The 22,297-nt window shown below is 36.2% G+C and carries 22 protein-coding genes; 6 read left to right on the forward strand and 16 right to left on the reverse strand.

The genetic code is table 11. The features are described from left to right. Window positions 1-31 precede the first annotated feature (31 nt). The 4 genes from uvrC to panD form a co-directional block, all read right to left on the reverse strand. Complete coding sequence (uvrC, locus tag AC5P2S_RS02990; RefSeq protein ID WP_494556163.1) at window positions 32-1,834, reverse strand: excinuclease ABC subunit UvrC; 1,803 nt, start codon at window positions 1,832-1,834, stop codon at window positions 32-34. 104 nt (window positions 1,835-1,938) lie between these two features. Then, window positions 1,939-3,441 carry a DNA recombination protein RmuC gene (locus AC5P2S_RS02995; protein ID WP_494556164.1) on the reverse strand — a complete coding sequence of 501 codons (1,503 nt, stop codon included), beginning with the start codon at window positions 3,439-3,441 and terminating at the stop codon, window positions 1,939-1,941. Between the two features lie 69 nt (window positions 3,442-3,510). Further along, window positions 3,511-4,533, reverse strand: a complete 1,023-nt coding sequence (locus tag AC5P2S_RS03000; protein ID WP_494556165.1) for a lysylphosphatidylglycerol synthase transmembrane domain-containing protein — start codon at window positions 4,531-4,533, stop codon at window positions 3,511-3,513. Between the two features lie 16 nt (window positions 4,534-4,549). Next, entirely contained in the window at window positions 4,550-4,900 is a 351-nt protein-coding gene (gene panD, locus AC5P2S_RS03005) for an aspartate 1-decarboxylase (RefSeq protein ID WP_283416290.1), read from the reverse strand. 328 nt (window positions 4,901-5,228) lie between these two features. Here panD and AC5P2S_RS03010 point away from each other — a divergent pair, with 328 nt between their 5' ends. Further along, window positions 5,229-5,519, forward strand: coding sequence for an HU family DNA-binding protein (locus AC5P2S_RS03010; protein WP_283416291.1), 291 nt, complete (start codon window positions 5,229-5,231; stop codon window positions 5,517-5,519). Window positions 5,520-5,591: 72 nt separating this feature from the next. Here AC5P2S_RS03010 and ribA read toward each other — a convergent pair whose 3' ends face one another. The 9 genes from ribA to AC5P2S_RS03055 all read right to left on the reverse strand — a co-directional run bounded on the left by ribA (window position 5,592) and on the right by AC5P2S_RS03055 (window position 14,864). Then, window positions 5,592-6,188, reverse strand: a complete 597-nt coding sequence (gene ribA, locus AC5P2S_RS03015; protein ID WP_494556166.1) for a GTP cyclohydrolase II — start codon at window positions 6,186-6,188, stop codon at window positions 5,592-5,594. 14 nt (window positions 6,189-6,202) lie between these two features. Next, the gene (locus AC5P2S_RS03020) at window positions 6,203-6,664 is read right to left on the reverse strand and encodes a hypothetical protein (RefSeq protein WP_283416293.1); all 462 of its coding nucleotides are present in this window, start codon (window positions 6,662-6,664) and stop codon (window positions 6,203-6,205) included. Further along, on the reverse strand, window positions 6,661-7,275 hold the full coding sequence (locus tag AC5P2S_RS03025) for a DUF4254 domain-containing protein (RefSeq protein ID WP_494556167.1): 615 nt from the start codon (window positions 7,273-7,275) through the stop codon (window positions 6,661-6,663). The genes AC5P2S_RS03020 and AC5P2S_RS03025 overlap by 4 nt, the downstream gene beginning before the upstream one ends. 13 nt (window positions 7,276-7,288) lie before the next feature. Further along, the gene (locus AC5P2S_RS03030; protein WP_283416295.1) at window positions 7,289-7,489 is read right to left on the reverse strand and encodes a twin-arginine translocase TatA/TatE family subunit; all 201 of its coding nucleotides are present in this window, start codon (window positions 7,487-7,489) and stop codon (window positions 7,289-7,291) included. Window positions 7,490-7,519: 30 nt separating this feature from the next. Further along, the gene (locus tag AC5P2S_RS03035) at window positions 7,520-9,055 is read right to left on the reverse strand and encodes a murein hydrolase activator EnvC family protein (protein ID WP_494556168.1); all 1,536 of its coding nucleotides are present in this window, start codon (window positions 9,053-9,055) and stop codon (window positions 7,520-7,522) included. Next, window positions 9,052-9,852: a lipoprotein insertase outer membrane protein LolB1 gene (gene lolB1 / locus AC5P2S_RS03040; RefSeq protein WP_283416297.1), complete on the reverse strand. Its 801-nt coding sequence runs from the start codon at window positions 9,850-9,852 to the stop codon at window positions 9,052-9,054. Before lolB1 ends, AC5P2S_RS03035 begins: the two co-directional genes overlap by 4 nt. A gap of 127 nt (window positions 9,853-9,979) precedes the next feature. Next, a complete protein-coding gene (locus AC5P2S_RS03045; protein WP_283416298.1) occupies window positions 9,980-10,999 on the reverse strand; it encodes a sugar phosphate nucleotidyltransferase in 1,020 nt (339 codons plus the stop codon). A gap of 53 nt (window positions 11,000-11,052) precedes the next feature. Then, window positions 11,053-12,510, reverse strand: coding sequence for a lipopolysaccharide biosynthesis protein (locus AC5P2S_RS03050; RefSeq protein WP_494556169.1), 1,458 nt, complete (start codon window positions 12,508-12,510; stop codon window positions 11,053-11,055). A gap of 56 nt (window positions 12,511-12,566) precedes the next feature. Then, a complete protein-coding gene (locus AC5P2S_RS03055) occupies window positions 12,567-14,864 on the reverse strand; it encodes a GH92 family glycosyl hydrolase (RefSeq protein ID WP_494556170.1) in 2,298 nt (765 codons plus the stop codon). Window positions 14,865-15,041: 177 nt separating this feature from the next. On the opposite strand from AC5P2S_RS03055, the gene AC5P2S_RS03060 reads away from it, so the two are divergent. Next, entirely contained in the window at window positions 15,042-16,379 is a 1,338-nt protein-coding gene (locus AC5P2S_RS03060) for a dihydroorotase (protein WP_494556171.1), read from the forward strand. 188 nt (window positions 16,380-16,567) lie between these two features. Here AC5P2S_RS03060 and AC5P2S_RS03065 read toward each other — a convergent pair whose 3' ends face one another. Next, window positions 16,568-17,170, reverse strand: a complete 603-nt coding sequence (locus AC5P2S_RS03065) for an FMN-dependent NADH-azoreductase (protein ID WP_494556172.1) — start codon at window positions 17,168-17,170, stop codon at window positions 16,568-16,570. Between the two features lie 113 nt (window positions 17,171-17,283). Between AC5P2S_RS03065 and AC5P2S_RS03070 the strand changes: the two genes are divergently transcribed. Next, a complete protein-coding gene (locus AC5P2S_RS03070) occupies window positions 17,284-17,667 on the forward strand; it encodes a winged helix-turn-helix transcriptional regulator (RefSeq protein WP_283416303.1) in 384 nt (127 codons plus the stop codon). 108 nt (window positions 17,668-17,775) lie between these two features. On the opposite strand, the gene AC5P2S_RS03075 is transcribed toward AC5P2S_RS03070, so the two are convergent. Next, complete coding sequence (locus tag AC5P2S_RS03075) at window positions 17,776-18,690, reverse strand: helix-turn-helix domain-containing protein (RefSeq protein WP_494556173.1); 915 nt, start codon at window positions 18,688-18,690, stop codon at window positions 17,776-17,778. A 49-nt stretch (window positions 18,691-18,739) separates the two neighbouring features. Further along, window positions 18,740-19,579, reverse strand: coding sequence for an SDR family NAD(P)-dependent oxidoreductase (locus AC5P2S_RS03080; RefSeq protein WP_494556174.1), 840 nt, complete (start codon window positions 19,577-19,579; stop codon window positions 18,740-18,742). A 309-nt stretch (window positions 19,580-19,888) separates the two neighbouring features. On the opposite strand from AC5P2S_RS03080, the gene AC5P2S_RS03085 reads away from it, so the two are divergent. The 3 genes from AC5P2S_RS03085 (at window position 19,889) to AC5P2S_RS03095 (ending at window position 22,270) form a co-directional block, all read left to right on the forward strand. Next, complete coding sequence (locus AC5P2S_RS03085) at window positions 19,889-20,770, forward strand: SDR family oxidoreductase (RefSeq protein ID WP_120213991.1); 882 nt, start codon at window positions 19,889-19,891, stop codon at window positions 20,768-20,770. A 9-nt stretch (window positions 20,771-20,779) separates the two neighbouring features. Beyond that, a complete protein-coding gene (locus AC5P2S_RS03090; RefSeq protein ID WP_494556175.1) occupies window positions 20,780-21,406 on the forward strand; it encodes a Crp/Fnr family transcriptional regulator in 627 nt (208 codons plus the stop codon). A gap of 72 nt (window positions 21,407-21,478) precedes the next feature. Next, window positions 21,479-22,270, forward strand: a complete 792-nt coding sequence (locus AC5P2S_RS03095; protein ID WP_494556176.1) for a sulfite exporter TauE/SafE family protein — start codon at window positions 21,479-21,481, stop codon at window positions 22,268-22,270. The last annotated feature ends 27 nt before the right edge of the window (window positions 22,271-22,297 follow it).

A 22,297-nucleotide genomic window follows, 5' to 3' on the forward strand; every position in this document is an offset into this window, starting at 1 on the left:
ATTACGGATAAGAATTCCGATAGTTGCGGTGTTATGAATTTGGTGGATTATTAAAAAACTCCCAGACAATTTTAGCTTTAGCTTTTCCGAGAATTTCTTCCAGCGTCACAATGTCCGCTTCTTTCACTCGTTTCACAGATTTCAGTTTTGATAAAAGCAATTCAATGGTTTTTCCTCCAACTCCCGGAATCTCTTCAAGTTCAGATTTTATGGTTGAATTTTTTCTTCGTGTTCTGTGATGCTTCACACCAAAGCGGTGTGCTTCGTCTCTTACACGTTGAAGAATTTTCAGTGTTTCCGCTTTTTTATCAATATATAATGGAATCGAATCTTCGGGGAAATAGATTTCTTCCAATCTTTTAGCAATGCCGATAATTGTAATTTTTCCATAAAGTCCAAGCAGTTTCAGACTTTTGACAGCTGATGATAATTGACCTTTTCCACCGTCAATCAGAATCAGTTGAGGTAAAGGTTCGCCTTCGTCAATCAATCTTCTGTAACGTCTGTAGATGACTTCTTCCATTGTGGCAAAGTCGTTTGGACCTTCCACTGTTTTTGGATGAAAAATTCTGTAATCCGCTTTGCTCGGTTTTCCATCTTTGAAAACAACACAAGCCGAAACCGGATTGGTTCCCTGGATATTTGAGTTATCAAAACCTTCTATGTGTCTTGGTTCAACAGGCATTCTGAGAATTCTCTGCATCTCAGACATAATCCGGTTAGTGTGTCTTTCCGGATCAACGATCTGAACTTGTTTTAATTTTTCCAGACGGTATTCTTTAGCATTTTTTTCGGAAAGTTCTACGATTCGTTTTTTGTCTCCAACTTTGGGAACAATCAGTTTAACGTTCGGAATTTCAATTCCCAAATGAAAAGGAATCAGAATCTCTTTGGATGTAGAATCAAATTTCTGTCTGATTTCTACCAGCGCTTCTTCCAGGATATCTTCATCCGTCTCTTCCAGAACTTTTTTGATTTCTGTTGTAAAACTCTGAACAATAGAGCCGTTTCTTATTTTGAAATAATTGACATAAGCCGCCGTTTCATCACTTGTCATTCCAAAAACATCCACATCGTCAATACTTGGATTCACAACGGTATGCTTCGCCTGATAATCATCCAGAGACTCTATATTTTGTTTTAGCATCTGCGCTTTCTCGAACTCAAGATTGGCCGCAAAACGATACATCCTTTCCTCCAGATATTTCTTTGCAAAACGGAAATCTCCTTTTATAATTCCTCGGATAGCTTCTACTTTTTCGTCGTAATCTTCCTTGGTTTCGAGTGATTCACAAGGCCCGTTACAGTTTTTGATGTGATATTCCAGACAAACGCGATATTTTCCTTCCGCAATTTTTTCGGGAGCGAGATTCAGGTTGCAGGTTCTTATTTTATAAAGACTCTTAATGGTGTCAAGAAGTATTCTTGCGGGACGTACTTTGGCGTAAGGTCCATAATACTCAGAGCCGTCTTTGATTTTTGTCCTTGTCAGAAAAATTCGTGGAAAATCTTCATTTTTAATGCAAATCCAAGGATAGGATTTGTCATCCTTCAGCATCACGTTATAAAACGGCTGATGTGCTTTTATCAGGTTGTTTTCCAGTAAAAGAGCGTCATACTCGCTGTTCACCACGGTAGTTTCCAGCCGGTGAATCTTGGAAACCATAATCCGTGTCCGGTAACCGTTCTGGTTTTTGTTGAAGTAAGAAAGCACTCTTTTTTTGAGATGCTTGGCTTTTCCTACATACAAAAGCTGGTCGTTCTTATCATAATAACGATAAACGCCGGGTTCCGAAGGAAGAGTTTTGAGCTGAAGTTCTAGATTGGAATTCACAATACAAATTTACGGAATGTTTCTTTGAAATTAAATTTCAATGCCGCGGAATTCTGAACCTAAGCATACATTAATAATAAACTGCGTTTTTATTGAATGAGTTTTTATTGTTCAATAAGGTTGTTTTCCGAATTATCTATCAAGCTTTGCGGGATTTCTTTTTTATTTTTGATGCCGAGCTTTTTCAACTTCTCAGTTTGTCTTACAAGGTTATCGTTTCCTGTGTAAAGCTGTTTGTACGCATCAGTAAAAGAGGTTTTTGCCTGATCGATATTTTTTCCAACTTTGTCAAGATTCTCTACAAAACCTACAAATTTGTCATACAATTTTGCACCTTGTGATGCAATTTCCATAGAATTACGGTTCTGATATTCGCGTTTCCAAAGGTCGGCAATCAGTTTGAGAGAAGTGATGAGGTTGCTTGGATTTAGTAACAAAATCCGTCTTTCGTAGGCAAAGTTCCAAAGGTTCTGATCGATTTGCATTGCAGCGATATAAGCCGGTTCGCTCGGAATAAACATCATTACAAAATCAAGGGATTTTCCATAATCATCATAAGCTTTCTGAGACAGTTGCTGAATGTGATTTTTGATTGAATTAAGATGCTGTGTTTGTTTTATGCTGATGATGTTGGCATCGGTCTCATCCACCAATTCTGTAAAAGCAGAAAGAGAAACTTTGGAATCGATGATAACATTCCGTTCATCCGGATATTTCACAACCGCATCGGGACGCATTTTCTTGCCGGAAAATTCTGAGAACAAGGCTTTGTTATCCTCATCACGCAGCTCGTGTTCTAAGAAATATTCTCTTCCTTTTACCAACCCTGACTTTTCCAAAATACTTTCCAATATCATTTCTCCCCAATTTCCTTGCGTTTTGGATTCGCCTTTCAAAGCTCGGGTCAATTTTTTGGCATCATCAGAAATCTGTTGATTCAGTTCTGCCAATTCTTTTACTTTTTCAGCGAGAGAGAAGCGTTCTTTATTTTCCTTTTCATAAGCTTCGTTCACTCGATTTTTCAGCTCAACAATTCTTTCCTGGAAAGGCTCAAGAATCGTTTTCAAGTTGGTCTGATTAAGTGTTGTGAATTTCTCAGTTTTCTCTTCTAAGATTTTATTGGCCAGGTTTTCAAACTGTTCTTTTGCCTGTTCCTGGATTTTAGTGATTTCTTCTTTCTGGGAATCGAGAAGTTTCTGGAGTGTTTCGTTTTGCGCTGATAATTGTGATTTTACAGCAATCAGTTTTTGCAGTTCGTCCAGAAGATTTCGTATTTCCGAATTTTGGTTTTGATTAAGTTCCTGCTGTTCCGTTATTTTCTGTGATTGCGCATTGTTCTCTGCAGAAAGTGTCGCGACATTATTTTTTAACTGATTAAGAACATCAGATTGCTGAGCATTATTATATTTTTCTTCTTGTAAGAACCTGTTAAGCTCATCAATTTTTGATTGAGAATTCTGTAGGTCAGAATTGATTTTGATGAAGTTATTATTAAGTTCATCATATAGATTCCTGGCAACTGAAGAAGACTTAAGCACAAAATAAACTATAGCAGCGCCTAAAATACCGCCCACAAAAAAACCAATGATTAGATAAGAGATTTCCATTCTTCAAAAATACAATTTTGTAAGAAGAAAAAATACGGAAAGCCGTAAACTTTAAAAGAGAAAGTTGAGTTAAATTTTTCTATTCTTAGCTAACATCGGAATAGAAATAAGTCCCATTACGAGCATAATAATGATTTGTAGTGGCAATGTGATGAAAGAGTAGGCGAGTCCTAATTCTCCGCCTTCCACAGCGTCTTTTCCCATAGAAATGAATAATGCTGTGAATCCAAATTTCATAGCCAGATTAAAAGCGCCGATTCCGCCACTCGCAGGGATAATCATTCCTAATGTTCCGACAACCAAAATGAAACATCCGTCAGCGGGAGTAAAATCTGAGGTTTCCGGAAGTGAGAAGCAAACTAAATATGATGCAAAGAAATAGCAGATCCAGATTCCTGCAGTCAGAAGAATGAATTTTCCTTTTTGACGAAGTTTTAGAATGGATTTCAGACCTTCTAAAATTCCTTTTCCAAACCCAATAATTTTGTTGTAAATGGATGATTTTTGTAGATGTTTTCTGAAGATGAACAATAAAATGACCAGAAAAGCGATAAAGCCTAAAACGATATAACTCATGTTAGAATCGGATTGAGGTGCTGCTTGATTTTTTTGTTCAGTTGCAGATTTGTAAAAAGCAATTAAAGCATCATATTTAAAAATCAATGTTAATAATGCAAAGATTCCCATACAAACCAAATCCACAACCCGTTCCAGAATAATAGTTCCAAAAGATTTGTCAACAGGAACTTTTTCGACACCATAAAGGGCTGTTGAGCGGGCCACTTCACCACTTCTTGGGATCGTAAGATTCATCAGATATCCAAAAGAAATTGACCAGAGCGAATTGCTGTTAGAGATTTTGTAACCCATTGGTTCCAGTAGAAGGTTCCAGCGAACTGCCCTGAAAATATAAGCGGAAATACCAAAAACTGCTGCGAACAATACCCAAAGATAATTGGCTTTTTGTAAAGAATTTTTGATTTTGTCAACGTCCAGACCTCTGAGAGCAACCCAAAGAAAAACTCCTGCAACAGCAACAGAAATCAGAATTGTAATTGCATTTTTGAATGCTGATGACTTTTTTTCTTCCAAGAGCTATGAGTTGAAATTATGTTAGAAGATTGGTTGCTTCATCCGGAAAAACTATTTTTGGCTGGAAATTTTTTGCTTCTTCCGGCGTCATCTGTGCATAAGCAATGATAATGATGATATCGCCTTTATGAACTTTTCTTGCTGCAGGACCGTTAAGACAAATATCTCCGGATTTTCTTTTGCCCTTGATAACATAAGTGTCAAAGCGCTCACCGTTATTCACATTCACAATGTAGACTCTTTCACCAACAATTAAACCGGCCGCTTCTATAAGGTCTTCGTCTATAGTGATGCTTCCAATATAATTAAGGTCCGATTCTGTGACGCGAACTCTGTGAATTTTCGATTTAAAAACTTCAATTAACATAGGTACAAATTTACGTTAAATAAATAAAAGTTTGAAAAATTTGTTCCTTAAAAACTTATATAAGACCTCGCAAAATAAACGGCGATTATTATGAATTTATGAATATTGACATTAGTTGTTTTGTTTTGGCTCAATTGTTGATGAATAGTGGAAAATTGTATGCAATGAATTGCTGTAAAGTGAGTATTTTCGTTAATATTGATTTTAGTAAAAATTCATCATAATAAAATAAAAGATATATTTTTCACTAAATTTTATAAAAATATTTGCGTGATATTAAAATTGTCTTATATTTGCTATAACAACATAACTTTAATTAATAAATATTATGAACAAGTCTGAATTAATCGACGCTATTGCAAAAGATGCAGAAATCACAAAAGCTGCTGCTAAAAAAGCTTTGGAATCATTCGTTTCTAACGTAACAGAAACTCTTAAGAAAAAAGAAGGTAAAGTATCTTTAGTAGGATTTGGAACTTTCTCGGTATCTGAAAGAGCTGCAAGACAAGGTATCAATCCTGCTACAAAAAAACCAATCAAAATTGCTGCTAAAAAAGTTGCAAAATTCAAGGCTGGTGCTGATTTAGCTACTGCTGTTGCTGGTGCTAAAAAGAAATAATACTTTATTTGATTGTATCGAATAAAAAAACCCGTCATTTGACGGGTTTTATTTTTTTATAGAATTCGAGATTTATTGGTTTTCATCATCCAAAAGATGCCCGAAAAAGTCTTTTTTTGTCTTGAGGTAAGATGCACTGACTTCATTAGATTTAATTTGTAATGGTATCCTGGAATTGAACTCGATATCACTGTCTTTGATAATCTGTATTTTTTCAGGATTATTGGTCATTAGATTGACTGATTTGACACCTAATTTTTGCAGCATTTCTATTGCAACGCCAAAATCCCTGTCATCTGCAGGTAAGCCCAATTCCAAATTAGCTTGAACGGTATCCAGTCCTTTCTCTTGCAGTGCATAAGCTTTAAGCTTATTGATGATGCCAATATTTCTTCCTTCTTGTCTCAGATAGATAATCAGACCACCATTTTCCTGCATATATTTCATTGCTGAATCCAATTGCTGTCCGCATTCGCACTTTTGAGAATGAAAGACTTCTCCGGTGATACATTCGGAATGGATTCTCACATTAACAGGTTTTTCTAGATCTGTATTTTTTGCAATCAGAGCCATATGTGGCATCCAATTTTTATCATCTTCTGAAAAAGCCATCATTTTGAATTCCCCAAAATCTGTGGGAACGTTCGCTTCTGCTTGTGTTTTTAACATTAAATAAAAAGGTGTTAATTAGAAGACATAGAAGTTGACTCTATACTTTTGCTTTGAGATGCTTCCAGCAAATTCATATTGGTTTTTATCTTTACCATATATCTGTTAAGCACTTCGTCATCATCACGAGTCATAAACTTTCGTAATTTTTGTATCTTTTTATAATACTTTTCAAATTCTCTGAGAGAGTTATGTTTATCTGCCAGGTTAAAATTACGGATTGCAAGAAGATAATTGGTAAGCGAATTTTTTAAAGAGGAAACTTCCCTATTTACAGCATCATTTCTGAATTTAGGAAAAGTTGAAATAAGGTTGGAGATAGAAGAAGCATATACAATGGCTTCCGGTGTAAGATATGCGTATGTATCTGACAAACTATCCGAATGCAATTCCTCTGAGGCTGCCGAACTGGTAGAACAGGAGTCTGAAAGATTAATGATAAATATAACGGCTAAAAGTTTGTACAAACTTTTCATTTTCTCTGCATTTTTTGATACAGGATTGGGTTAAGACTCTCGTCATTATACATCTTCATCTGTTTATAAAGTTTCATCTTAACTTTACCGTTTTCTATGTCAGAAAGTAGCTGATCTATTGCGGTTTCCAAGTCTTTTTTCTGTTCAAGAAGGACTTGTAGTTTTTGAGAACATTGTAATCTGTGTTCTTCCGAAGCATCTTTTCGGGAAGCTTCTATAGACATGTGATATATTTTCAATGATAAGATAGAAAACCTATCGATAGACCAAGCTGGTGTTTCACTGTTGATTCTGGCATCCTGATCAGGAACAATATTTTCAAAAGTTTTATAGAACCAAAAATCGATTTGTTCAACCATATCTGTTCTTTTCTGATTGAGCTTATCAATCCTTCTTTTTATTTTTAAAGCTTCTGTCGGGTCAATATCTTCTTCTCGAATTATATCTTCCAGATGCCACTGAACGGTATCAATCCAGTTTTTTGAATACAAAATCCATTCCAAACTATTAGCTTGGAATGGATTGTTTTCTTGTGAATTAACATCGTCATTTATATGGTAGTCATTAACCGACTGGTTAAAGATTTCCCACGCTTTTTCAGTCAAATTCATTAATTATTTCTTTTTAAGAAGGATCATTCGGATTAGATGATGAATCTTTTTTCTTATCTTCATCCTTTACCGCATCTTTGAACTCTTTAATGCCAGAGCCTAAACCTTTCATCAATTCGGGAATTTTTTTACCTCCAAATAATAAAAGCAATATCAAAGCTACAATTAATATATGTTGCCAAGAAAGACTTAATATAACAGTTGCTAGTGTCATTTCAATTTTTTTGCAAAGTTAAAGTATTTTTTAATACGAAACCCAACCTAGAGGATCTACCGGAGTCGTACCATTCCAAATCTGAAAATCTAATGTAATAGATCCGTCAAAATCACTGCCAACCTCTCCAATCAGTGTTCCTGCAGAGACTTGCTGGTTAGCTTTTACCAATGTGCTGGTTAAGTTAGAGTATACAGTGAAATAATTGCCATGTTTTACAACAACTGTTCGGCTTCCATTAATTGCCTGGATGCTGGAAACCACTCCAGGAAAAACACAACGGGCTTTTGTTCCGGGCGAAACAGCGATTTTGATTCCAATGTTTTCTTCCACAATATTTTTGAAAACAGGATGTGGCTGTCTCCCAAAACGGTGCGTTACAGTTCCTCTGTCAACAGGAAAAGTGATATGTCCTCTGTTATCGGCAAAATTACTTCCGACAGTAGAGCCGACGCCATAACTTTTCATTACTTTTTTCTCCGCCTCATCTTTGGCGTCTTCATTCTTCTTGTTGATTGCTGCCTCATTAGCTTTTGCGGCAACTACTTTGTCATTAGCGGCTTTTGCTCTTTCTTCAGCTTCTCTTGTTGCTTTTTCTGCTGCTGCCTTTTTCTCTGCTGCTTTGTTAGATTCTGCTAATTTCCTTTCGTCTTCTGCTTTTTTAGCAGCTAATTCATTAGCTTTTTTCAGTTCAGCCTCTGCTTTTTTTCTTTCAGCTTCAGCTGCTGCCAGCCTGGCTCTGTTTTCTGCTTCAATTCTTTCTTTTTCTTTTTTAGCGGCAATTTCTGCTAACCTTTTTCTTTCAGCTTCAGCCTTTTTCTCTGCTTCTTCTTTGGCTTTCGCTATTCGGATCTCTTCAGCAATAATATTGGCGATCTGTCTTTGCAGATCTTTTTGCTGAACCTGCTTTTGTCTTATTTCTGCGGTTAATTGTGCTTCATTCTTTTTGAATTCATTCAGTAATTCCTGCTTTTGTTTTCTTTCACCTTCAATTACCGCCAGTTCTTTTTTCTGGGAAAGGAGAAGATTATCTTTTTCGTTCACAGATTTTTTCTTGAGTGCAATGTTTTTCTGGATTTCTTTGGCTTTATTAGAAATTTCCGCTGCTTTTTTGTCCTGATATTCGGAGTATCTTTTCAGATATTCTATCCTTTTAAGCGCTTCCCCGAGGTTTTTGGAAGAGAGGATAAAAGTGACTTTGTTTTGGACACCTTTTGTTTTATAGGCTTTTACAAGAATCTCTGCGTAATTCTTACGAAGGACTTTTAGTTCTCGGTTATTCTTATTGATTTCTAGCTGACGTTTGTAAATATCATCCTCTATAAATCTCTTTTCTTTTTGGGTGTTGTTGTAAACTTTTTCTCTGAGCGTCAGCTTTTGATTCACTGCATTGAGATAAGCTATAGAAAGTTTAGATTCTTGTTTTGTCTGATTCAAAGTTGCATTAAGAGAAGAAATCTGTTTCTTGAGCTCTGCATTTTGTTTCTGCAGTTGTTCTTTGTCCTTCTGTGCAAAAGCGATTCCGAATACTAAAATACTTATAAAAAAACTTAATTTCTTAATCATTTAATTTCTGTCTTTGTATAATTGGCAGGAACGGAATAAGTAGTTTCCATTCGGGAAAAATCAAATTTCGTGTTTTCAATCAATATTTCGTCTGTTTTCTTTGCTTTTATAATTATTTTAACACTTTTTGGAAAGCTTTCATTATTAAGGATTTCTCTATTAGAATAAGTGATTTCTAACTGATCGTTATTCCTCGGGTTGGTAAGTAATACATGATTCAGCTCCAGGTTTTTATCGTAATCCAATGAGATATTATATTCGGTTGTTTTTCCGTTTTCTGTAATTTTTTGAGTTTCCTTTGATGAGAGATTAAAACCCTGAGCATTTTGAGTCAGTTTATACTGATTGTCGGAAACCGGCAGAAAAGTTTTTCCTAACAGCAAATTCTGTAAAGCATTATAATCTATGAAATTGACATTCAATAGTTTGTTAAGATAACTAAAATCAGAATCGATATAAGTTTTATCAAGTTTATAATAACCTTTGATACCTTCGGGAGTTGCAACACCTCTTGCCGCCTGAAGAATAACTGCAGTTAAATTCATCCATATTTTTTGGCCGTTTTCCACATAGATCACTGCATCCAGAGTCGGAATAAACGAGCCTGTTTTTGCGTCAATTTTACTATTGATTTTTACAGCATCAAAGGTTGATTTTTTTTCTATTGCCGAGAAAAATTGAGAATTATTTTCAATTGGTTTTGTAGTACTTACCGGTTGTTCGGGAGTTGTCTTTTTCTGAACACTACATGATGCCACCAGTAACGCTGAAAATATGATTAGAAGATAGGTTTTCATAAACTTTTTTCAAGTGAATCTAACAATATTAACGCCAAATAGGAATTAATATTTCTAAAAACTTAGTTAAATAAAATGACAAACTTTGCCAGATGTCTGACAAAGTCTGTATTATAATTTGTACAAATTAATCTTTTGAAAGGAAATCTAAAACTGAATAATCACCTAAAGAAATCTCTCTTGCTACACCAAAATATTTGGCAGAGTTACCAATCATTGAATTGCTTAGATTCCCATGGTCAATAATGGTATTCTCCTGGATTAATGAGTTATCAATATTTGAATTAATGACAATTGTATTGTTACCAAGAGAAACATTAGGGCCAATTTTAGAATTAGAAATCTTAACATTTTCTCCAATAAAACATGGCGGGATAATTAAGCAGTTTTCGATTTTAGCAGATTCCGGATATTTTGCCATACATTCTTTTTCGTACTGCAAAATTTTGCTGTTAGTTTCTACAGTGGCATTTTTATTTCCACAATCCATCCAATCGTCAACTTTTCCTAAAGAAAATTTAGCACCTTTTGCTCTGAGGTTTTCTAATGCGGTTGTTAATTGATATTCGCCACCTTCAAGAATATGATTATCCATTATATGGTCAATTTCTGCCATCAATTTCTCCGCAGAATTGAAATAATAAATGCCGATAATGGCCAAATCAGAAACATATTCTTTCGGTTTTTCTACAAAATCTGTAATGAAACCATAATCATCCAGTTTCACAACCCCAAAAGCAGATGGATCATCAACTTTTTTTACCCAGATTACACCGTCCGCATTGGTATCCAAATGGAAATCTGCACGGAATAATGTATCAGCAAATGCAATAATCACCGGCCCACTCATACTTTTCCTTGCACAATTGATAGCGTGAGCTGTTCCTAAAGGTTCGTTTTGTGTATATATGCTTCCTTTTGCTCCAAGATTTTCAGCAACTTTTATTAATGATGCTTCTACTTCCGGTCCAAAATCTCCGATGATGAAGGCGATTTCCTCTATGGGCTCATTAGCTACTTTTGCAATGTCTTCTACCAGTCTTTGTACGATTGGCTTTCCTGCAATCGGGATCAATGGTTTTGGTACTGTCAGTGTATGAGGTCTAAGTCTGGATCCGCGTCCAGCCATTGGAACTATTATTTTCATAAAATTATTGTTAAATTTTTGGTTATTAGTTAGTTAATACTAAATTTGAGTTATTATTTCCTTTTAATTTTATTAAGAATTTTTGCCGGAATCAATTTTTCCTTTCTTAATAAGAAGGTTGCCAAAATTAGAAATATAACATTTCCTAGCCAAATGTTTTCTTTTAAATATTGATAACATACCAGAGACACTAGCATTGTGATGGTAATGACTGTAATATTTTTGTAAATATTGTAAGGGATCGGATATTTGTAATGCCCCCAAATGTACGAGATAACCATCATGGCAAAGTAACTCGCAATGGTTGCCCAGGTCGAAGCCCAGTAACCATATTTTGGAATGAAATAAAAATTAATAAGTATTGTTATCAAAACTCCAATTCCAGAAATGTAAGCACCGATAATGGTTTTATCAGTCAATTTATACCAAATCGAAAGGTTAAGATAAATCCCTAAAAACAAGCTGGCAAAAAACAATATCGGAAGAATTCCAATACCTTCATAATATTCAGGATTGTTGATGTAAACTTTTGCGATCCAATCAAGATTTACAGAAAGGAATAAAACAATCAGGCAATTGATTGCGACGAAAATATCCATTAGCCTTACGTACATCTCTTTAGCGTTATCTTTTTTGGAATTACTAAAGAAAAATGGTTCAATTCCTAAAGAATAAGCTTGTCTGAACAAAATAACAAATGTAACAACCTTTGCCACACCACCATAAACACCTAATTCGTGACGACCGATGTCTTCTGGTAAAAGAAATTTAAGAAACTGTCTGTCAAATGTTTCGTTGATGATTCCAGCCAAACCTGCAATGGTAATCGGCCAGGAATATTTTATCATCTTTTTCCAAAGTTCCCAAGAGAAATACTTTATCCTTGCGATTAATAATTCTTGCGATAACATCAAAAATGTGATTGAACTTGCAACAAGATTGGCTACAAAAACATAACCGATTCCAAATTCCGGACTGTATTTTAATCCGAAAATTCCATTTGGATATTTTGGCAGAATAATGATGAAAAATACAACCAAAAGAAAATTAATAACTCCGTTTGTGATTCTGATTCCTGCATATTTCAAAGGTCTTTCATTTTTCCTCAGCATTACAAAAGGCATTGCACAAAAAGCATCCAAAGCCAAAGTTACTGTTAAGATTGCCAATAAGTCAACCTGGTCTGGTGTTTTGAAAGCATTCGCAAGAGGTTGTCTGTAAATCAATGTGAAAAAAAGATAAACCAAAGTCACAGCCAAAACACTGAAAAATGAAGTTGAAATCAGTTTTCTATCATCTTTTTCGTCCAGAGCAAATCGGAAAAAAGTGGTTTCCATACCGTGCGTCAAAAGGACAGCAATAACACCTGCTACCGAATAGAAGTCGGCAAAAGGAGAGTAGGCCGTTGGTCCAAAAGTTCTCGTAATAATAGGATTGATAACGAATGGGAAGAGTCTGATAATCACAGTCGTTAATCCATAAAGCGCGGTTTGTCCGAGAAGTTTCTTCATTTTAATTTCGATTCGAAAATTTTTGCAAAATTAATGGATTCTGTTAAAGTTCAATTTTATTTCTTCGGTTTGTCGGTCATATAGAATGTCAGCTTTCCGCCATTCATAATATCCTGATGTCTGATTGTAAAATCTTTTATGGCTTTTCCATTCAGTTCTATTTTTTCTATGTAAACATTTTTATCAGACTGATTTTTAGCTTCAATTTCGAATGATTTTCCGTTTTCAAGATTCAGAGTTGCATTCTTCACACTTGGACTTCCAATTTGATATTCATCAGAACCCGGCGACACAGGGTAGAATCCTAAACTGCTGAAAATATACCACGCACTCATTTGTCCGCAATCGTCATTTCCACCTAATCCATCGGGCTTTGCTTTGTATTGCATTTCCAGAATTTTGCGGATTTGAGACTGCGTTTTCCAAGGTTGCCCGGCAACATTATAGAGATAAGCGACGTGATGCGCAGGTTCGTTGCCGTGAACATAACCACCGATAATTCCTTCTCGTGTAATGTCTTCAGTATCGGCAAAAAACTCGTCGGGCAAATGCATCGAAAATAATTCATCCAGATTTTCACTGAATTTCTTTTTCCCGCCCATCGCATCAATCAAACCATTCGGATTGTGTGGAACAAAGAAACTGTAATTCCAAGAGTTTCCCTCAATAAATCCTTGTCCGTGCGTGCTCAGCAAATCAAATTCTTTTTTGAAACTTCCGTCTGATAATCTCGGTCTCATAAAACCAATCGATTTGTCGAAGACATTTTTCCAGTTTTCGGAACGTTTCAGATATTCATTATAGATATCGGTTTTGCCTAGTTTCTTAGCGATTTGTGCAATCGCCCAATCGTCGTAAGCGTATTCCAAAGTGTTGGAAACCGATGTTCCGTTTTTCTCTGCAGAGATATAACCTTTGTCAACATATTCGCCGATGCCTTCGTAATTTCTCTTGTTGGAAGTGGCAATGCAAGCCTTCAAAGCTTCTTCTGAATTTCCTGTAAATGTATTTTTAATAATCGCATCAGCAATCAAAGAAACCGAATGATAACCGCTCATACACCAGTTTTCGTTGGCGTAATGCGACCAAACAGGTAACATTTTCAGGCTGAACTGGTCATAATGTGCCAACATTGATTTAACCATATCATTATTTCGTTTTGGTTGAATAATATTAAAAAACGGATGCAAAGCGCGGTAAGTGTCCCAAAGCGAAAATGTGGTGTAGTTTGTAAAATCTTTTGCCTGATGAACATTTTGGTCGAGACCTTTATACTCACCGTTGATGTCCATATAAGTCGTCGGATTGATGAAAGTATGATACATTGCCGTGTAAAAATTCACTTTATCATCGTCGTTTAAAGTATTGACAACGATTTTACTCAGTTCTTTATTCCAATTATTTTGAGCCTGATTTTTCACGTTTTCAAAATTCCAGTCCGGAGTTTCTTTCTGTAAATTTTCCAAAGCATTGGCTTGACTGACTGGCGAAATCGCAAATTTGACTTGAATTTTTTCATTGTCCAGAGTATCAAAATCGAAGTGCATTCTGATTTTCTTTCCGGCAATCTCAGGGAAATTATCATCCTGATTCCACTTTCTCCAAAATCCTCTATAAGCTTGCTTTGAATCAAAATTTTTCTGTCCGTAAGATTTGAAAGGCTTCGAAAATTCCATTGCGAAATAAACTGTTCTTGTTCTTGCCCAACCGTTGGTTTGTCTGTAACCTGTAATTCTGCGGTCGTTTTCTATCCTTACATAAGTCCAGATATTCTTGTCATCGTAATTGTAAATGCCTGACATCAAATCCAAAATAATATGCGCATCATCAGATTTTGGAAACGTGTATTGATGAAATCCAACTCTTGTAGTTGCTGTTAATTCCGCTAAAATATTAGAATCATCGAGTTTCACTTTATAATAGCCGGCTTCTGCTTTTTCATTCTGATGAGAAAACCTGGAACGAAATCCACTTTCAGGATTTTGTGCAGTTCCGGGATTCAATTTTAAGTTTCCAACAGTCGGCATTATCAGAAAATCACCCAAATCCGAATGTCCGGTTCCACTAAAATGCGTGTGCGAAAATCCGACAATAGTTTTGTCCTCATAACGATATCCGGCGCAATATTTATAAACATCAGGATTGTATTTTCCGTTGATTTCATAAGACAGCGTATCAGTTTCAGGGCTCAGTTGAACTGCTCCAAAAGGAACTGTTGCTCCAGGATAGGTGTGTCCCATTTTCTCAGTTCCGATAATTGGATTAACGAACTTAACTAAGTTTTCTAATTTCTGAGAATTGAATAATGAAGCAACTAAAACGGGAAGAATTAAAATGAATTTTCTTAGAGACATTCTTTGGAATTTTGAAGCAATTTAGTTAAAACCACAAAAGGCACAAAAGTTTTATTCATTTTAAATATTCTGAAAAATAAGCTCGATTTCATTTGAATTAACAATCAGATTTTCTTTTGTGACTTTTGTGGTTTATAAATTCAAAAACTTAATTTTGCTTTAATCTAAAAAAGTGAAATGAAGATCCTAATAAAAAATGCCCAAATCGTCAACGAAGGGAAGATTATCCAAAGCGATATTCTCATCGAAAACGATTTGATTTCTAAAATTCAATCCAATATTTCCGAAGAAGCAGACCAAATTATCGATGCTTCGGGAAAATATCTTTTACCTGGAGTGATTGATGACCAGGTTCATTTCCGCGAGCCAGGTTTGACCTGGAAAGGCGACATTGAAACAGAATCACGTTCTGCAATTGCCGGTGGAACGACTAGTTTTATTGAGCAGCCAAACACGGTTCCAAATGCTGTAACACAGGAGTTATTAGCAGATAAATATGAAATCGCTTCTCAGAAATCTTTCGCCAATTACGGTTTTATGATGGGTGGCACAAATGATAACCTCGAAGAAGTTTTAAAAACGAATCCGAGAAATGTTCCGGGAATCAAATTATTTTTGGGTTCGTCAACAGGAAATATGTTGGTCGATAATCCGGAAACTCTGGAAAATATTTTCAGCAATACCAAAATGTTGATTGCCGTTCATTGTGAAGATGAAGCAACCATTAGAGAAAATACTCAAAAATATTTGGACGAATTTGGTGAAGACATTCCTGTGAAATTCCATCATTTAATAAGAAGTGAGGAGGCTTGTTATAAATCTTCATCAAAAGCGATTGAACTGGCAAAGAAAACCGGCGCAAGACTTCACGTTTTCCATTTGTCAACAGCGATTGAAACGGAGCTTTTCAGAAATGATATTCCTTTAAAAGATAAAAAAATAACGGCGGAAGTTTGTGTTCATCATCTGACTTTCACCAACGAAGATTACGACACAAAAGGTGGATTAATCAAATGGAATCCTGCCGTAAAAACACAAAAAGACAAGGACGGACTTTGGGAAGCGTTGTTGGATGATAGAATCGATGTGATTGCAACCGACCACGCGCCGCACACTTGGGAAGAAAAACAGAATGTTTATACAAAATGTCCTTCCGGAGCGCCTCTGGTTCAGCATTCTTTGGTGGTGATGTTGGAAAATTACAAAAACGGAAAGATTTCTTTGGAAAGAATCGTTGAAAAAATGGCTCACAATCCTGCAATTTTATTCAGAATCGAAAAAAGAGGTTTCATCAGAGAAGGTTACAAAGCGGATTTGGTTTTGGTTGATTTGAATCAAAACTGGACGGTCGAAAAAGAAAATATTCTTTATAAATGTGGTTGGAGTCCGCTGGAAGGAACTGAATTTCATTCTAAAGTTACCCACACTTTCGTCAACGGAAATCTGGTTTACGAGAATGGAAAAATCAATGAAGGAAAATTCGGTGAGCGGTTGCTTTTTGAGGTTGAGGAATAAATTAAATGATTAAAATTTTGAATATGTCATTCTGAACGAAATAAAATGTAGTGAAGAATCTTAAGTTGTTGAGATTCTTGCTTTGTCAGAATGACAAATATCTTTCATATTACAATAAGAATTTATTAAACAAAATCCTTATCAAATTTAGCTTGATGAGGATTTTTATTTCTAACAATTAATTAAAATTAAACAATCACAATACTCTCAATTCCTTTTTCTAAAGCTGTTTCCTGCAGATGCGGAAGATTCAAACCTTCAGCCCGGAAAACGCTTACGTCTGTAACTCCGATAAAACCAAGAACACTTCTCAAATAAGGAACCACAAAGTCATAAGACTGATAATCGCCCTCAGAGAAAATAGAGCCACTTGCCACTGCGATATAAGCTTTTTTGTTTTTAACCAGACCTTCAAAACCATTTTCAGAATACCGGAAAGTCATTCCGCCACGAGCAATATGGTCGATATACGCTTTTAAACCAGAAGGAATCCCGAAATTGTAAATCGGAACCGAAATCACAATAATATCCGAAGCCTGCAATTGCGCAATCGCATCGTCCGAACGTTTGACGGCTTCATTTTGTTCAGGAGTTCTGTTTTCTGCCGGAATAAACCAGGAATCGACCTGTTGTTCTCCCAAATGTGGAAACGGAGTTTTCAATAAATCCAAAGTTGTGATCGAATGTTCCGGATAAGCTTCCTGTAATTTTTCTTCGATGGCATTTCCTAAAGTTCTGCTTGCTGAATCTTTCGTCCTTGAACTTGAAATAATGTGAAGTATTTTTTTCATTGTTTATTAATTAAAATTTCTTCAGCAAAATTATGTACATTTGCTTATCAAAAGTAAGTAGTGAACAAAAGGTTAGTAGTAACCTTTTTATTAGCAGTTTTAATTTTAATCTTATGGAAAACGAAGTAGAGGTTTATAAAGCTGGTTGTAAAATCACTTGTGGCGAAAATCTCGCGGCTGTTGAAGACGCATTATACGTTATTTCGGGGAAGTGGAAACTGAAAATCATTATCGTTCTGCAGGAAATGGGAAATATCCGTTTCAACGAATTGCAAAGATTGATTCCCGGAATTTCCGCAAGAGTTTTGTCTAATGAACTGAAAGATTTGGAACTGAATGGGTTTGTGAAAAGGGTAGTGCACGCAGAAATGACGCCGGTTGTGGTAGAATATATTTCCACAGATTACAGCAGAACGCTGAAAAATGTGATTATGTCACTTTCCGATTGGGGTAAAAATCACAAAAAAAACATTAGGGAAGATGTTTTTGAAAAATAATTATCAATAAGAGTGGGCTTTAGCCAAAATTTAATCTCTCGTAGATTAGGCAAATTAGTCAGATAAAATCTGCGTAATCAGCTCAATCTGCGAGAGGATTTTTTATAATTAATTAAACGACTTCCGGAACTCCAAAGGCGAAATGTCCGTTTTGGCTTTAAACAGTTTGCTAAAAGATTGTGAATGTTCAAAGCCCAATTCATAAGCAATCTCACTTACGGAAAGCTCAGTTGTAGAAAGCTTTTCCTTGGCTTTTTCAATCAGTTTTTCGTGGATGTGTTGTTGGGTCGTTTGTCCGGTCAGGGATTTTAATAAGCTTCCTAAATAATTAGTAGAAATATTCAGAGATTCTGCTATGTAATTCGCGGTTGGCAAACCTTTATTGAAGACTTCATTTTTGAAATAATCTTCCAGAATATGTTCCAATTTATCCAAAATCTGATGATTGCTCTTTTTTCTGGTGATGAATTGTCTTTGGTAAAATCGTTCGCAGTAATTCAGAATCACTTCAATTTGAGAAATGATGATATTCTGTGTGAATTCATCAATTCCTGACTGATATTCGCGTTCGATGCCTTTGAAAAGTCCAATCAACGTTTCTTCTTCTTTTTCAGAAAGAAACAACGCTTCATTGACATCATAACCGAAGAATTTATAATTGTGAATGGTCTTTGCCAAAGAGGTATTCCAGATAAAATCGGGATGAAAAGCTAAAAGAAATCCGGACGGTTTCGTATCATATTTATCAATAATCATTTTTACCAATTGTCTCGGCGCAATAAAGCACATCAGACCACCGTCAAAATCATACTGGCTTTGTCCATAATGCAATTTTCCCTGGATATCACGCTTGAAACCCATAAAATACAATTCCTGAACCCAGCTGATTTCCGATTCCTCGATTTGATATTCCACCTGGCTGTAATCCACCAGACTAATCATTGGGTGTTGAGGTTGAGACAATCCGCAAATCCTGTGAAATTCAGCAACGGTGTCAATCGTATATAATTTCCTGTTACTCATAATCTAATAAGATTAAAGGCAACAATCCGGAAACTGCTGCCTTACAAAGTTAGTAATCTGTTGAAATACTTAATGTTTTGAAATCAGAAATTTCATTTTGAAATGTGCTTAACTTGTTGTTCGCCATTTGAAAAGCATCGGAACCTAAAACCAAATGAACAGGTGGATTTTCCATTGCCGCTAATTCTATTAAGGCTACCGCTGCTTTTTCCGGGTCGCCGGGCTGATTGCCGTTGATGTCCTGCTCGTGCGCTTTTTGAATTTGTCTGGCCGTTGCATAAGCAGCAATTTCATTTTCAGGTGTGCGAAGAGAACCGCCGGTTAAAAAGTCAGTTCTGAAATAACCGGGATAAACAACGGTTGCATTCACTCCAAATTCTTTCGCTTCCGCAGCCAAAGCTTCCGTGAAACCGACAACGGCAAACTTGGTAGCGCAATAGATTCCCCAACCGGGAAAATCTCCTGAAAGTCCGCCAATTGATGAAATGTTAATCACAAGACCGCTTTTTTGTGCTGTGAGGTAAGGCATTGATTTTCTGATGATATTCAAAGAACCAAAGACATTGGTGTCAAAATTCTGACGGCTTTCTTTATCTGTTAATTCTTCTAGAGTTCCCAATTGTCCGTAACCCGCATTATTCACGATAACATCTAATTTTCCGAATTTCTCAACTGTTTTAGAAATCGCTTCTGAAACCGAATTTTCATTAACCAAATCCACTTCCAATGGAAGAAAATCAGAGTTTTCTGCGCTGATGACTTTCTTTAATTCAGAAACATTTCTTGAAGTCGCTGCAACGGAATAACCTTCAGTTAATAATTTTTTTACTAATGTCAGACCTAAACCTTTTGAAGCGCCAGTCACGAACCATACTTTTTTTGTACTCATTTTGATTGTTTTTAAGGGGTTAATTATTTACAGGACAAAGTTGAAAAATGATGAACGGAACGGTGTGACCAAATCAAAGATTGTTGTAGCCAAAACTACGATGAAGGATTTTTGGGCGCCTTTTCCGTCTTCCACTCCCGCTTTTTTGCTCCACTTCGTTCCGCAAAAAGAGCTCCGTTCAAGCCGGGGCGCAATCGTATGACGTTCATATTTTGTGCATAACTTTTGTTAATTCTCAAAACAAAATAAAAATCTAAATTTACCACAGACGCAAATCATCGTTTATTAATATCAAAAATCACTTACTAAATGAATCTATATACACAACCAATGTTGCGCGAAGACGCACTCAAAGATAAAGTCGCTATTGTGACTGGTGGCGGAAGCGGTCTTGGAAAAGCAATGACCAAATATTTTTTGGAACTCGGAGCGAAAGTCGTTATCACTTCAAGAAACTTGGAAAAACTGCAGGGGACAGCAAAAGAACTGGAAGAACAAACTGGTGGAAAAGTGCTTTGTGTGGCTTGCGATGTCAGAAATTGGGAAGAAGTGGAAGCGATGAAAGAAGCGGCTTTAAAAGAATTCGGGAGAATCGATATTCTTTTAAACAACGCTGCCGGGAATTTCATATCGCCAACCGAAAGATTAACACATTCGGCTTTTGATTCAATTTTAGATATAGTTTTGAAAGGAACCAAGAACTGTACATTGTCTGTCGGAAAATATTGGATTGACAACAAAATTCCTGGAACAGTTCTTAACATTGTGACAACTTACGCCTGGACAGGTTCAGCTTATGTTGTTCCGTCGGCTTGTGCAAAGGCGGGCGTTCTGGCAATGACCAGAAGTCTGGCGGTGGAGTGGGCGAAATATGGCATCCGTTTTAATGCCATTGCGCCGGGACCATTTCCAACGAAAGGTGCCTGGGACAGATTATTACCTGGAGATTTGCAGGAAAAATTTGATATGCGCAAAAAAGTGCCGCTCAGAAGAGTGGGAGAGCATCAGGAATTGGCGAATCTGGCCGCTTATCTCGTTTCCGATTATTCTGCTTATATGAATGGTGAAGTGGTCACAATCGATGGTGGAGAATGGCTACAAGGTGCAGGAGAATTCAATATGTTGGAGGATATTCCTCAGGAAATGTGGGATGCTTTGGAAGCGATGATAAAAGCGAAAAAATCAAATTGATAGTTAATAATGTCAGGCTCGGTTCTTAATACAGAGTTTAATTCGTCTCCTGAATTGGTTGAAAAGCTTTATCAGTATGGAATCACCAAAACCTATCATGAAGGAGATATCATTTTAGATGAAAATTCCTCTATCCGTTCGATTCCTATCGTGATGAAAGGTATGATGAAGGTTATTCGTACCGAAGAAGACGGGCGTGAAATTTTATTATACTATATCAAAGCCGGAGAAAGCTGCATTATGTCGTTCTTGGGAGGAATGCACAATGAAAAAAGCATTGTAAAAGCAGAAGTGGAAGAAGATACCGAGATTCTGTTTTTACCCATAGATAAAGTTTCGCTTTTCATTAAAGAATATCCGGAATGGTTGGATTATATTTTCCGTCTTTACCATAAACGTTTCGAAGAACTGTTGGATATTATTAATGCAATCGCCTTTAAGAAAGTTGACGAAAGATTGCTGAATCTGCTCCAGAAAAAATCAGAATTATCAAATTCGAGTACCATTATCATTACTCACGAACAGTTGGCCAATGAATTGGGAACAGCCAGAGTTGTTGTTTCCAGGTTACTGAAACAGCTGGAAGAAGAAGGAAAGCTGAAACTCGGTAGAAATAAAATTCAGCTTTTATTTTAAGTTATGTAACAAAAGTAGCGGTACAGAAATAATGGAATTTCCATTTTTGCTTTCAAATTGAAGGAAGTAAAAATGGAAATTTTTGGTTATATCGCATCAGTTTTAATTGGTGTTTCTTTAGGATTAATTGGCGGCGGTGGAAGTATTCTTACCGTTCCCGTTCTCGTCTATCTTTTCGGGATAGATGCATTATTGGCTACAGAATATTCGCTTTTTATTGTAGGAATAAGCAGTGTGGCCGGTTCCATGGCGTATTTCAAAAAAAGATTGGTGAATCTTAAAATCGCCATAGTTTTTGGAATTCCGTCTGTAATTTCCATTTTTCTTACCCGCAACTATCTTTTGCCTCTCATTCCGGAGGAAGTTTTAAGAATCAACAATTTGATGATTACCAAAGATATTTTTCTGCTGCTGATTTTTGCAGGATTAATGATGGTAGCTTCCTACAAAATGATCCGGAAAGATGTGCAACAGCCGGACGAAAAGCAAGAAAATAAAAATAATACCCTTTTAGCAGCAGGAGAAGGCTCTGTTGTCGGAGTTTTAACAGGATTAGTCGGAGCAGGCGGAGGATTTATGATTATTCCGGCATTGGTTAATCTTCTGAAAACTCCCATGAAAGTGGCGATCGGAACTTCTCTTGTCATCATTTCTTTAAACTCTTTGATCGGATTTTTTTCATCTGTTCACAATGCTACCATTGACTGGAGATTTCTTTTATCGGTATCGGTAATTGCTGTTGTCGGAATTATAATAGGTTCATATTTATCGAAAAAGATTGATGGGAAAAAGCTGAAGCCTGCATTCGGATGGTTTATTTTGGTTATGGGAATTTATATCATCATTAAAGAAATTTTTCTCTAAAAACCTTATGTAACAAAAGTAGCTGTG

The sequence above is a fragment of the Epilithonimonas sp. 33E genome, assembly GCF_059372615.1.